This window comes from Nonomuraea monospora (assembly GCF_039531895.1).
In the GTDB taxonomy this organism is placed as follows: Bacteria; Actinomycetota; Actinomycetes; order Streptosporangiales; family Streptosporangiaceae; genus Nonomuraea; species Nonomuraea monospora.
In genome coordinates this window covers 167,793-180,233 of sequence record NZ_BAAAQX010000010.1, presented here as the reverse complement: position 1 = coordinate 180,233, position 12,441 = coordinate 167,793, and the positions used below count along the sequence as shown (strand labels likewise).

Below are 12,441 nucleotides of genomic sequence, written 5' to 3'. Positions count from 1 at the left end.
CAGTCCGCCCGCTGGGCAAGCCGCCCGCGAGGCGGGACGATGGGCGCAGGGTCGCGAGGAAGGACGCCGTCATGTCCGTGCTGTCCACCAGGCTTACCGCGAAATACGCCATCCCGTACCCGTTCGTCTGCGCGGGAATGGCCTTCGTGGCCGAGACGCCCGAGCTCGCGGCGGCGGTCACCAACGCCGGCGGGATCGGCGCGATCGGCGCCGCGCTCCTGCCCCCTGACCGGCTGCGGGAGATGATCCGCGAGGTCAGGGACCGCACCGGCGACCGGCCGTTCCACGTCAACCTCATCAGTTTCTTCCCCACCGGCGAGCTGGTCGAGGTGTGCGTGGCGGAGCGGGTGCCGATCGTCTCCTTCCACTGGGGCCATCCCCCGGCCGACCAGGTGAAGCTGCTGCGCGAGGCCGGGGTGTCGGTGTGGGAGCAGGTCGGCTCCGCCGACGCCGCCAGGCTCGCCGTGAACGACGGGGCGGAGGTCGTCATCGCCCAGGGCTGGGAGGCCGGCGGCCACAACTACGGCGGCCTGCCGACCATGGTCGGCGTGCCGGCCGTGGTGGACGCCGTGGGCGGGCGGGCGCTGGTCCTGGCCGCGGGCGGGATCACCGACGGACGCCAGGTCGCCGCCGCCCTCTGCCTGGGCGCGGACGGGGTGTGGGTCGGCACCCGGATGGTCGCCTCGCGCGAGGCCCGTGTCCATCCCGAGCACCACCGGCGGCTGGTGGCCGCCGCCGGGGACAGCGCGGTGCTGACGTCGATCTTCGGGCCGGAGTTCCCGCGCTTCAACCCGATGCGGCTGCAGCGCAACCGGGTGGTCGCCGAGTGGGACCAGCGCCTGGCGGAGATCCCGGCCGACCTCGGCTCCCTGGAAGAGGTGGGCACCACGGTCGTGCAGGGGCAGCGGACGCCGGTGCGCAAGTTCCCGCTGATGCTGGCGGTCGCGGAGACCGAAGCCGACTGGGAGGAGATGCCCTGGCTGATGGGGCAGGGTGTGGGCCTGATCCACGACGTCAAACCGGCCGCGGAGATCGTGAGGGACATGATGGCGCAGGCCGAAGCGGTGCTGACCCGGTTCGGATCGGGAGCGGCGGGGGTCTGATCACCGCTCGGCGCCGAGCAGCCCGGCCACCACGCCCAGGTCGTCCGGGGCGGCCGTCAGCTCGAAGTCGTCCAGCTCGGGGTGGGAGCAGAGGAGCGCCACGTGCATCGCGTACGGGCGCACCTTCTTCCGCTCCGACTGCTCCAGCTCCCGCCAGGATCGTACAGACGCGCCGGTCAGGTCGATCTCCTGGTGACGCCTGCGCCAGGTCATGCGGCGATCGGCGTACCGGAGGGTGCCCGTCTGCCACGAGGCGCCCTCACTCAGGGCCACGGCGACGACGAGCCTGAGTGGGCCGACCTCGTCGCCGACGGCCAGTGCGGCCTCCACCTTCGCTCTGGTGGTCGCGGCGCGACGGCGTACCAGAACCGGAAACACGTAGACGCTCATCAAGAGCGAGATCAAGCCCAGAGCTTGTAACGCCACGTCCATCCAGCCATCGTCACATCCGCCGCCACAACTGAACAGCTCAGCTTCCGTCAGGGACACCGGCCGGTCAGATCATGCGGCGCAGCGCGACCTCCACGGCGTCGATCAGCGGATCCCCCTCGGTCCGCGGGTGCCGCGCGAGGCCGAGCTCGACGTCCGGCAGCGCGGGCAGGGCCTCCGCGTCGTGGCAGGCCATGGCCGGTTCGAGGTTCGAGGGCATGAGCGCCGCGACGCCGAGCCCGGCCCGGAGCGCGGCGAGCACGCCGACGAGGCTGTTGCTCTCGAACACCATCCGCCACGGCCGATCGGCGCGCTCCAGCGCCTCCAGCACCGCCGTACGCCAGAAGCAGGGGTTCGAGAACAGCACCACCGGCAGCGGGTCGGCGGTCACGTCCACGCCCTGGCCGGCCGCCCAGACCAGCGGGCGGCGCACCGTCCAGCGGGGCGGCCCGGGAAGGTCGGGCACCTCGTCGAGGACGAGCTGGACGCGGCCCGTGTCGTAGGCCTCCCTGATCGCGGTCTTGGGCAGGGTGAGCACCTCCAGCGTCGTGCCGGGGTGCACGTGGGCGAGGTCGGCGAGGGCCTGCGGGAGCTGGGCGGCGGCGAGGTCCTCGTGCAGGCCGACGCCGCAGTGGCCGGTGAGCGCGCGCCCGGCTTCGGTGAGCGCCTGCGCGGAGAGCGCGAGAATGCGCTCGGCGTACGGCAGCAGCTCCTCCCCCGCCCCCGTCGGCGAGACGCCGGACGGCGACCGGTGCAGCAGCGGACGGCCGACGACGCCCTCCAGCTTGCGTAACTGCTGGCTGAGGGCGGGCTGGGTCTGGCCGAGCGCGGTCGCGGCGCGGCTGATGCTGCCCGCCCGCACCGCGGTGACGAACGACCGCAGCAACGCGATCTCAAGCTCCTTGGGCATAAGAACTGATTATGGCACCCCCAACGAATCGACCACTTCCTATGGCCCGGCAACTGATTTAGCGTCACCCAGGTGACCGGATACCGACAGGTGCTCGCCGTGCCGGGGATGGCGTCGCTCCTGGCCGTCTCGCTGTTCGCGCGCGTCGCGATCACGGCCGACGCGATGGCGCTGACCTTGTACGTCGTGCTGGGGCTGGGCCTGAGCTACGCCGCGGCGGGCGGCGTCGTGGCGGCGCTGACCGCCGGGGTGGCGCTGGGCGGGCCGCTGCTCGGCCGCCTCATCGACGCGCGCGGCCTGCGTCGCGTGCTGGTGGTGACGGTCGGCGTGCAGGTCGTGTTCTGGCTGAGCGTGCCGGTCCTGCCGTACGTGGTCCTGCTGGCCGCCGCCTTCCTGGCCGGTCTGCTGATGGTGCCGGCGCAGCCGGTGACCAGGCAGGCGATCGCCGCGATGACCACGTCGGCGCAGCGGCGGGCCGCGTTCGCGCTGGAGGCGGTGCAGGGCGAGCTGTCGTACGTCGTGGGGCCGGCGGTGGTGATCGTGGGCGCGGCGAGCACGTCGCCCGGTGCGGTGGTGTGGGGGGTCGGCGCCGTGATCGTGGCCGGTGGAGCCGGGATCGCCTGGCTGAATCCGCCGCTGCGGGCCCGGGAAGAAGTGCGGGCCGGACGGCCGCCGCGCCGGGAGTGGCTGGGGCCGGGCATGATCGCTGCCTTGACGATGGCGTTCGGCACCACGATGCTGCTCGGCGGCATCGACCTGGCCGTCGTCGCGACGCTCGAAGAGGCAGGTCAGGTGTCCTGGGCCGCGGTGGTGGTGGCCGTGCTGGGCGTGACGTCCGTCGTGGGCGGGCTGGTCTACGGCGTGCTGCCCCGGCCGCTGCCCACGTGGCTGCTGCTCGGCCTGCTCGGGCTGCTGACGGTTCCCGCCGGGCTCGCGCACGACTGGCTCTGGCTGTGCGTGGCCGTGGCCGGCGCCGGGCTGCTCACCGCGCCGACCCTCGCCACGGTGGCCGACGCGGTGAGCCGGTTGGCGCCGGCCGGGGTGCGGGGTGAGGCGACGGGGCTGCAGGCCTCGGCGGCCGGCGCGGGGTTCGCGGTCGGCGCCCCGGTCGTCGGGGTGGCGATCGACGTCTCCGTACCGGCGGGCGGTTTCGCGGCGGCCGGGCTGGCCGGGCTCGCGGCCGCGCTGGCCGGATTCCTGCTGACCCGCCGCTCGTCCGCGCGGACGCGGCCTCCGCTCGGCGGCCAGGAGCGCGCCGGAGCAGCGGCGTCCGCGGAGGTCAGGTCAGGGCGCGTCGGAGCAGCGGTGTCAGCGGAGGCCGGGTCAGGCCGAGAGGGCGCCGACCGCTTCGAGGATCACGGCGGCGACCTCCTTGGGACGTGACACCGCCACCGCGTGTGAAGCCCCCGCGACCTCCACGCCGCTCGCCCCCGCCCGCGCCGCCCCGAACCGCTGAACCTCGGGGTTGATCGCCTGGTCGGCGCCGGCGATGACGGCCCAGGCCGGCTTGGTCCGCCAGGCCGCCGTGCTCGCCCGGTCGGTGAAGGCGGCGGCGGCCAGCGGGCGCTGCGTCACCGCCAGCACGCGGGTGACCTCCTCGGGCACGTCCGCGGCGAACACCTGCGGGAACGCCTGCGGGTCGATGGTGAACTCGACGGCGTCCTGGCCGTCCTCGCCCGGGTAGGCGGACTGGCGCAGGGAGGCCGCGAGCGGCGGCTCGGGGAAGCGTCCCTGCAGCTCGCCCAGGCTCTCGCCCTCGTCGGGAACGTAGGCGGCCACGTAGACCAGACCGGCGACGTTCTGCGCAGCGCCGGCCACGGTGATGACGGCGCCGCCGTAGGAGTGCCCGGCCAGCACGACGGGCCCGTCGATCCGGGACGCCACGGAGGCGACGTAGGCCGCGTCGGCGGGCAGGCCGCGCAGCGGGTTGGGCGGCGCCACCACAGGGACGCCGTGCTGCTGCAACTCGGTGATGACGCCCGACCAGCTCGCCGCGTCGGCGAACGCTCCGTGGACGAGGACGACGGTCGGGGTGCTGCTGTTCGGCATGCGATTGCTCCTCAGGAGGAAGGTGTTCCAGGTGGCGATCCAAACAGGCCACGAGGGGCGGGTACGAGGCGGAAACGTACTTCTGCCTGTGGTTCTGCCTCGTGCTGCGCTGGGGGCGCGCGCTTGGATGTGGAGCGAAACGGGAGCTCCCCTCCCATACCGGAGCCCCGCCCTTTTCTGGAGCGAACATGAGCAAGCCTGTCCTGGAACCCGCCGCGCAAGCCTTCGCCGACGCGACCGCCGAGCCGCCGTACCTCTTCCAGCTCCCTCCGGAGCAGGGCCGCAAGGCCGTGGACGAGGTGCAGTCGGGGCCGGTCGCCAAGCCCGACGTGGACGAGGAGTGGGTGACGGTGCCCGGCGGCCCGACGGGCCAGGTCAAGGCCCGCATCGTCAGGCCGGCGGGCAGCACTGGCGCCCTCCCGGTGATCGTCTACATCCACGGCGCCGGCTGGGTGTTCGGCAACGCCCGCACCCACGACCGGCTGGTCCGCGAGCTGGCCGTGGGCGCCGGCGCCGCCGTCGTCTTCCCCGAGTACGACCTCTCGCCCGAGCACCGCTACCCGGTGGCCATCGAGCAGAACTGGACGGTCGCCCGCTGGGTCGCCGAGCAGGGCGCGTCCAAGAACCTGGACGCGAGCCGGATCGCGGTGGCCGGCGACTCGGTCGGCGGCAACATGACCGCCGCCCTGACCCTGATGGCCAAGCGGCGCGGCGGGCTGACGCTGCGCCAGCAGGTGCTGTTCTACCCGGTCACGGACGCGTCCTTCGACACCGGCTCCTACCAGCAGTTCGCCGAAGGCTACTTCCTGCGCCGCGACGGCATGCGATGGTTCTGGGACCAGTACACCACCGACGAGGCCCAGCGCGCCGAGATCACCGCCTCCCCGCTGCGCGCCACCGTCGACGACCTGACCGGCCTGCCGCCCGCGCTGGTCATCACCGGCGAGGCCGACGTGCTGCGCGACGAGGGCGAGGCGTACGCGAACAAGCTGCGCGAGGCGGGGGTGGCGGTGACGGCCGTGCGGTACCAGGGGATCATCCACGACTTCGTGATGCTGGACGCGCTGCGCGGGACGCAGGCGGCCGCCTCGGCGATCGAGCTGGCCATCGGCACGCTCCGCCGGGCACTCACCCCCGCGAGCTGAACTCCGCCAGGCGGTCGAGTTCCTTGAGCACCGCGGCCGCCCGCGTCGTGTCGGCCGCCGCCTCGTGCAGCTCGACGGCCTCGGCGAACGCCTCGCGGGCCTCGCCCGGCCGTCCGAGCCGCACCAGCGCCTGGCCCAGGTTCGTCAGCGACAGCGCCAGGGCCCGGCCGATCGGGCGGGTGCGCAGCTCTGACAGCGCCTGCCGGTAGTGGTCGGCGGCCTCCTGCCAGCGGCCCAGTTGGAGGTAGGTCTCGCCCACCACGTCCAGCGCCGCGCCGATAGCGTGGTTGGTGATGGCGGGCGAGCCGCCGAACGCGGGGTCGCGCAGCCGTTCCACCGTCGCCAGGCAGTGCCGCAGCGACTCCTCCAGCCGGCCGAGCCTGCGCAGGCAGTTGCCGACGCCGACCAGGGCCTGGGCGTAGCCGTCGGCGTCCCCGGCCTGCTCGAAGCACTCCGCCGACCGGCGGGTGTGCTCCAGCGCCGTCTCCTTGCTCCGCTGGTCGTCGCGTCCCCACAGCGCCCAGGTCGCGTACGTGTACGACCAGCCCTGCTGGCGTACGTCGCCGCTGCGGCGGGCCAGCTCCAGGGCGCGCAGCGCGGTCGCCTCCGCTTCACCGTAACGCGCCAGGCAGTACGTCTGCGCCCACGACAGGTAGTTGAGGTGCGCGGCCTCCTGCACCGGGTCGCCCATCGCGCGGGCGGCCCGCGACGACAGGCCGAACACCTCGGGCCAGTGCCCCCAGTGCATCCACAGGTCGGAGAACCAGTGCATGGCCTCGGCCACCTCGACCACGCGGGCGTGCTCGCCGAGCCGGGCCGTCTCCCGCAGCGCCGCCAGCCACGCCTCGCCCTCGGCCATGAGCCACTGCCTGGCCTGCTCCTGGTCGTCCAGCTCGACCAGCGAGCTCCAGCCGGGCGGCGGCGCCCCGTAGTCGGGTTCGAACCAGCGTCCGGCCACGGTGGCGATCTCCAGCAGCCACCCGTCCATCCGCCGCCGCGCCAGCTCCTGCCCGGCGACGGGCTCCTCCTCCGACAGCCGGGAACGCGCGAACAGCCGCACCAGGTCGTGGAACCGGTAGCGGCCCGGGTACGGCGACTGCAGCAGGCCGAGGTCGGCCAGCTCCTCCAGCGCGTCCTCGGCCTCGGCCGGGCCCAGCTCGGCCAGGACCGCCGTCAGCGGCACCCCGAAGTCCGGCGCCGCGGCCAGCGCCAGGCGGCGGAAGCCGCGCCGGGCGGGAACGGAAAGCTGCCGGTACGACAGCGCGAAGGCCGCCGCCACCGACAGGTCACCGGCGGCGAGCGACTCCACCCGCCGCCCCTCGTCGCTGAGCAGGGCGGCCAGTTGCCCGGGTGTCCAGGCGGGCCTGCTCTGCAGCCGGTTGCCGGCGATGCGCAGCGCCAGCGGCAGGTTCTCGCACAGGCTCGCCACCCGCGCCACCCCGTCAGGGTCGGCCTGCGCGCGTTCGGCTCCCACGATGCCGCGCAGCAGCCCGGTCGCCTCCTCGGCGGCCAGGTGCGCCAGCGGGAGCTGGTGCACGCCTTCCAGCCCGGCGAGCGGGCGGCGGCTGGTGATCAGCGTCATGACGGGGCCACCCGACGGGAGCAGCGGGCGTACCTGGCTCTCGTTCGCGGCGTTGTCCAGGATGACCAGGCAGCGCCGCTCGCGCAGCAGCGCCCGGTAGTTGCCCGCGCGGTCCTCCTCGTCGGCGGGGACGCGCCGCTCGGCCACGCCCAGCGCCTTGAGCAGCCGCGACAGCGCCGTGCCCGGGTCCAGCGGGGCCTCGTCCATGCCGCGCAGGTCCAGGTAGAAGCAGCCGTCGGGGAACAGGCCGGCGAGGTGTCCTGCCGCCCGTACGGCCAGCGCGGTCTTGCCGATGCCGGCCGCCCCCGACACCGCCGCCACGACGGCGTCGTCCCGCTCCTGTGCGGCCAGGTCGCGCAGCAGGCCGAGCTCGCGCGTCCGTCCGGTGAAGTCGCCGACGCCGCGGGGCAGCTCGCACGCGCCCGGCGCGCGAGCCTCCTGCCGCGGGCGGCCCGCCTTGGCCGCCTCCGACAGGCTCGCCCGCCGCTCCTCGTCGAGCCGCAACGCCTCGGCCAGCGCCTGCACGGTACGCCGCTGCGGGCCCCTGCTGGTGCCGCGCTCCATGTCGCCGATGGCGCGCACGCTGACGCCTGAGGTGTGGGAGAGCTCCTCGATCGTCAGCCTGGCGGCGTGCCGCATGCTCCGCAGCAACTCCCCGAACGACTCCGCCACCCGTCTCCCTCTTCTCCCGGACCTCGCAGAACACTATCCGCTCGTTGACGGCCGCTGTGCCGCTGACCGGGAGAGATGCGCCACCAGCGGGCGGCGCGGCGGAGGCCGCCGAGTCCGGTCACGCGCCTCACCGCCAGCCCAGGCCGCCCGGTACGCCCGGCTCCCCGCAGCCGGACGTGCAGCCGCGCAGACGTCAGGAGACGCTGAGAGTGCCGTTCGGGTTACGGGCGCACGTGACGACCGCACGGGGCGCCGCGGCGAGGGCGCCGGTCAGGCACTGGCCGAGGACCGTGTGGCCCGCCGCGTTGGGGTGCCACGACTCCTGGCAGGTCTGGAAGTAGGTGACGCAGGTGTTCGCCGCCCGCTGGATGCCGATCTTGTCCCAGCCGGACAGGCTGGTGACGAACGTGCCGGACGGCCCGTCCTGCACCCGGACCGGCGTCGCGAGCGCGCCCGCCGGGCTGCCGGGGTTCTCGCAGAGCCTGGCCCCGTCGAAGGCCCGCTGGACGTCGAGTACGCGCAGGTCGGCCGCCGGGCGTTCGGCTGCCAGCGTGGCGTGCGCGTTCTTGACGAGGGAGCCGAGGTTCTGGGAGAACACGTGCCCGGGGGCGAGGCTCGCGCGGTGGATCGGGCATCCGGCGGCGTAGCGCTCGGCGCCAAGGGCGCGGAACTTGTCGCGGGTGTCGGTGCGGCCGTCCTCGTCGTGGTACTGCTGGGCGAGGTCGGGCGGCAGCGGGTTGGTGTAGGTCTGCAGGATCACCTGGTGGACGCCGTCGGCGTCGATCTGGGCGAGGGTGTCGAGGATCTGGCGCAGGGCGGCGGTGGTCTCGGCGGTGGCGGCGGCGACCTCGGCGTCGGTGGCCAGGTCCGCGGCGGCGCAGGGCTGCTGCGGCACCTCGCCCTTCAGGTAGGCCCAGAACTCCCACCAGCCGGTCCAGGCGTCGGCGATGAAGCGGTTGGCGCACAGCGTGGCCACGTCGCCGAAGGTGAACTGGGTGTTGTTGGAGCCGAGGCCGACGAGGACGACGTCGATGTCGTGCGTCCGCGCGAGGGCGCGCAACTGGTCGAGTTGCGAGGCGACGGCGCGGCCCTCGGCCCTGGCGCTCGAGGGGGCGGCGATGTCGGCGGGCTGGGCGCCGGAGCACGCGAGGTTGAAACGTTGCTGGATGCCCGGCAGCGACGCCGCGAACACGGAGGCGTTCGCCGACCGGTGGCAGAAGTAGGCGTTGCTGTTGGGCGCCGACCAGCCGGGGAAGGCCTGCGCCGTGCCGGAGGCGTCGAGGACGGGCTGGTAGTCGCCCGCGCCTTCCCCGCTGACGAAGCTGTCGCCGAGCGCGACGGCGGCGGTGGGCAGGGCCGCCTGCGCGGGTCCGCTCTGCACGGCCTGGATGCCTGCCGCGCTCACCAGGAACACGACTACCGCGGCGGCATGCTGACGTAACCTCATAACCACCCTATTTCCTACTTAATAAGTACGAAATACGCATGGGTGGATCACAACATGCCGCACACACGGCGTCAACAGGCCCGCCTCCGGCGCGAGCGTCCTCACCGCGGCGGGCTTCGGGGTGGTTCAGTCTTCGTGTTCGAGGGCGAGCTCAGCGAAGGCCCCCGGCGAGGAGAGGCCGGCGCGCCACACCTCGAACTCCCCCGCGTCGGCGCCCGCGCCGCAGACCGGGCAGCCGGTCTCGTCGCGCGGCCACGCGGACATCACCTGCAACGCGCCGGTCTCATAGTGCACGTCGATCTGCCGGGCCAGTGCGATGGGCTCGGCGTGCCCCGTGACCAGCCGGATCGCCTCGCCTGCGATCATCGCCGCGACCAGGGCGATGTGCGGCGGGAACGCGATCGTGACGCTCCCGAGGTCGGAGCGCAGGGCCGCCCCGAGCTTGGTGAGGTACTTCGGGTCGTTGCGACGGTAGTACAGGTGCAGGCAGTCCAGGCAGCCGGTCTCGAAGGGCCGGACGGTGAACATCCGGCCGCGGGTGACGAACGAGCCGCCGCCGACGTACGGGACGGACTCCCGCACGCAACCGGCGTTGACCCGCCGCTGCGCGATGAAGGGCGGCTCGTCGATCGCGCAGATCGCCACGTCGGCTCCGCGCACCAACTCGGCGACCTGGGTCGCCGACTCGATCTTCCGCTGTACGGGGACGAAGGTGACGTCGGGGTTGAGCTGACCGGCGATCCGGGCCGCCGCCTCGCTCTTGCAGGAGCCCAGGTCGCTCTCCCGATAGAGGAACTGCCTGTTGAGGTTGGTCCGCTCGACCCGGTCGTAGTCGACGGCCGTGATCTGGCCGAAGCCCGCGCCCAGCAGCAGCGGCAGGATGTACGACCCGCCGCCGCCGAGCCCGAACAGCACACAGTGCGCGGCACGCAACTGGTCCTGGATGGCCCCCCGTTGTGAGGACAGCCGGTCGTAGTGGCTGAAGTAGTTGATGTTGCCCACATAACGGCTCAGGTCATCACCGTCGTACGCGGTCGGCCCGGCGTCCTCGACGAAGCCGCGCGCGTCCAGGTCGCGTACGGCGTCGAGCACGTCGTCGAGGCCGAGGTGCGGAAACGCCTCGCGGACGACCGCCACCACCTCGCCGAGCGGCCGGGAGCCGTCCAGCGCGTCGACCAGCGTCCACAACTCGCCGTACGGGTCGGAGATCTCCACCGTCACGCCGGCTTGCGCGCCGATGCGGAAGCACCCGTCGTCCAGCCGGTATTTCGGATAGATGGGCTTCACGCGGATGTGTCGGTCCAAGGAAAGGGGGTATGCCATCGCGTATTCCTTCACACTTGTTGTCGGCCGTCCCTCAGGGCGGGCGGGGTTCCGGGAGCCGGCACGAGCCGCCGGCTCCCGGAACCGTCACACCTGTGTTCCGCGCCTGGGTTTAGAAGAACACCCAGTTGTTGTCACCTTCGAGCTCGGGCGTGTCGCCGGAGAGGTCAATCTCGTAGCGCATGTGGTTCACCTCCTCTCGGGTAGAACCTGACCGGCCGGGACATGAGGCCGGCCAGGCTTGTCACCGCCACCAGGGCGGCCGCGAGGAGGAACACCGCGCGCGGCCCGGTGGCGGAAGCCAGAAGACCCGCGAGGGAGGCCCCCACGGGGAAGAAACCGACTGAGGCGACGAGCAGCGCCGCGAACACCCGCCCGCGGACCTCGGCGGGCACCGCGGTCTGCACCACGGCCATCAGCAGCACGTTGGCGGCCGCGTTGGTGAAGCCGACGCCGAGGAACAGCAGCGTGGTCGGCGCGGGTCCGCCGGTGAGCCCGGCCGCGGCCAGCATGACGGCCTGCGGGAGCAGCAGCGCGACCGCCAGCCGCACCGGGTTCCGCGGCGTCGGCCGCGCGCCCACGACGAGGCTGCCCAGCAGCGCCCCGAGCCCGAAGGCGCCCAGCACGATCCCGTACGCGGCGGCGAACGGTGAGACGGTCTGGTGCAGCAGGGCCGGCAGGCCGACCTCCAGGACCCCGGCGAACCCGAGGTTGCCGACAGCGGCCAGCGTCATGATCACCTTCAGCAGCGGACGTTCGCGCAGCACGCCCCACAGCCCGGCCGCCCGCGCCGCGGGGGCCGCCGTCGCGTCACGCATCGCGGTGGCGTCACGGATCGCGGTGGCGTCACGGATCGCGGTGGCGTCACGCATCGCGGTGGCGTCACGGATCGCGGTGGCGTCACGCATCGCGGTGGCCTCACGCATCGCCGTCGCGTCGGGCGCCGGCCGTCTCATCAGCCAGAGCGTCACCACGGACACGAGGTAGGAGATCGCGTCCGCCGCCAGCGCGGGCCCGGCGCCGAACCGGGCGACGGCGACGCCCGCGATCACCGGGCCGCCGAGGGCGACGGCCTGCGTGGTCGCGTAGTTGAGGCTGGTCGCCCGCTGGATGCGCGACTCCTCGACGATCGCCGGGATGATGGAGAAGTTGGCAGGCAGGAACGTTCCAGAGGCCAGGCCGAGTAGCGCGGTGGCCGCGCACAGCTCCCACACCCCGGCCCGGCCCGTCCAGGCCAGCAGGCACAGGACCCCGATGACGACGGCGCGGGCCACGTCGGCCGTCAGCATGATCTGACGCGGGGGAAAGCGGTCCGCGAAGGGCCCGCCGAGAAACAGGCCCGCGAGCCGCGCCGCGCCGTAGACCGTGAGGACCAGCGCCAGAGTGCCCGTGCCGTACCGTTGCAGGAGGATCGCCGGTAAGGCGACGACGAAGAAGCGGTCGCCCAGCCCCGACAGCGCCTGGCCGGTGATCAGCAGGGCCAGCGGCGGCAGGCTGAGACGCCTTCCGGGCCGGATCATGCTGCGCGGCGTGGGGCTTGGCATGAACGACCTCGCGATCTGTTTGCGGTTGAGCATGAGAGATTCGCGGGTCCGGTGGCTGCGGATGAGTCTCCTGTGACGTCGATGCGGATCGGATCGTCCCGCCGAGGTCGCGCGCGGCGGGTGTTCGCGCAGGTCAGATCGCCATTGCGGGCATGATGACGTGATGGGGTCTGGTCCAGCGGATGGGAGCGTCACACCCGTCACTGGACGGTCCACTGGTGCTGGGCGGGCCATGCG

At 73.3% G+C, this 12,441-nt stretch carries 10 protein-coding genes; 3 read left to right on the top strand and 7 right to left on the bottom strand.

Annotated elements, in window-relative coordinates:
• The first annotated feature begins 71 nt into the window (after positions 1-71).
• Positions 72-1,103, top strand: coding sequence for an NAD(P)H-dependent flavin oxidoreductase (locus ABD331_RS21680; protein WP_344477512.1), 1,032 nt, complete (start codon positions 72-74; stop codon positions 1,101-1,103).
• On the opposite strand, the gene ABD331_RS21675 is transcribed toward ABD331_RS21680, so the two are convergent.
• Together ABD331_RS21675 and ABD331_RS21670 are read right to left on the bottom strand one after the other, a co-directional pair.
• Positions 1,104-1,508 (bottom strand): hypothetical protein, encoded by a 405-nt coding sequence (locus ABD331_RS21675; protein WP_344477510.1) that lies wholly within the window; start codon positions 1,506-1,508, stop codon positions 1,104-1,106.
• 91 nt (positions 1,509-1,599) lie between these two features.
• Positions 1,600-2,442, bottom strand: a complete 843-nt coding sequence (locus ABD331_RS21670; protein ID WP_344477508.1) for a LysR family transcriptional regulator — start codon at positions 2,440-2,442, stop codon at positions 1,600-1,602.
• A 72-nt stretch (positions 2,443-2,514) separates the two neighbouring features.
• Between ABD331_RS21670 and ABD331_RS21665 the strand changes: the two genes are divergently transcribed.
• Positions 2,515-3,825 (top strand): MFS transporter, encoded by a 1,311-nt coding sequence (locus tag ABD331_RS21665; RefSeq protein ID WP_344477506.1) that lies wholly within the window; start codon positions 2,515-2,517, stop codon positions 3,823-3,825.
• Here the strand turns inward: ABD331_RS21665 and ABD331_RS21660 are convergent.
• Positions 3,766-4,491: an alpha/beta fold hydrolase gene (locus ABD331_RS21660; RefSeq protein ID WP_344477504.1), complete on the bottom strand. Its 726-nt coding sequence runs from the start codon at positions 4,489-4,491 to the stop codon at positions 3,766-3,768. The genes ABD331_RS21665 and ABD331_RS21660 overlap by 60 nt on opposite strands.
• Before the next feature lie 188 nt (positions 4,492-4,679).
• Between ABD331_RS21660 and ABD331_RS21655 the strand changes: the two genes are divergently transcribed.
• Positions 4,680-5,636 (top strand): alpha/beta hydrolase, encoded by a 957-nt coding sequence (locus ABD331_RS21655; protein ID WP_344477502.1) that lies wholly within the window; start codon positions 4,680-4,682, stop codon positions 5,634-5,636.
• On the opposite strand, the gene ABD331_RS21650 is transcribed toward ABD331_RS21655, so the two are convergent.
• From ABD331_RS21650 to ABD331_RS21635, 4 genes are all read right to left on the bottom strand, one after another.
• A complete protein-coding gene (locus ABD331_RS21650; protein WP_344477500.1) occupies positions 5,620-7,890 on the bottom strand; it encodes an ATP-binding protein in 2,271 nt (756 codons plus the stop codon). The two genes, ABD331_RS21655 and ABD331_RS21650, sit on opposite strands and share 17 nt — an antisense overlap.
• A 193-nt stretch (positions 7,891-8,083) precedes the next feature.
• Positions 8,084-9,337: an SGNH/GDSL hydrolase family protein gene (locus ABD331_RS21645; RefSeq protein ID WP_344477498.1), complete on the bottom strand. Its 1,254-nt coding sequence runs from the start codon at positions 9,335-9,337 to the stop codon at positions 8,084-8,086.
• A gap of 126 nt (positions 9,338-9,463) precedes the next feature.
• Positions 9,464-10,642: a ThiF family adenylyltransferase gene (locus ABD331_RS21640; protein WP_344477496.1), complete on the bottom strand. Its 1,179-nt coding sequence runs from the start codon at positions 10,640-10,642 to the stop codon at positions 9,464-9,466.
• A 185-nt stretch (positions 10,643-10,827) separates the two neighbouring features.
• Entirely contained in the window at positions 10,828-12,204 is a 1,377-nt protein-coding gene (locus ABD331_RS21635; RefSeq protein WP_344477494.1) for an MFS transporter, read from the bottom strand.
• Between the last annotated feature and the right edge of the window lie 237 nt (positions 12,205-12,441).

Excerpts from the sequence above, each read along its gene's own strand:
- ABD331_RS21680 (WP_344477512.1), top strand. The coding sequence starts at position 72 with ATGTCCGTGCTGTCCACCAGGCTTACCGCGAAATACGCCATCCCGTAC.
- ABD331_RS21670 (WP_344477508.1), bottom strand. The coding sequence starts at position 2,442 with ATGCCCAAGGAGCTTGAGATCGCGTTGCTGCGGTCGTTCGTCACCGCG.
- ABD331_RS21660 (WP_344477504.1), bottom strand. The coding sequence starts at position 4,491 with ATGCCGAACAGCAGCACCCCGACCGTCGTCCTCGTCCACGGAGCGTTC.
- ABD331_RS21655 (WP_344477502.1), top strand. The coding sequence starts at position 4,680 with ATGAGCAAGCCTGTCCTGGAACCCGCCGCGCAAGCCTTCGCCGACGCG.
- ABD331_RS21645 (WP_344477498.1), bottom strand. The coding sequence starts at position 9,337 with ATGAGGTTACGTCAGCATGCCGCCGCGGTAGTCGTGTTCCTGGTGAGC.
- ABD331_RS21635 (WP_344477494.1), bottom strand. The coding sequence starts at position 12,204 with ATGCCAAGCCCCACGCCGCGCAGCATGATCCGGCCCGGAAGGCGTCTC.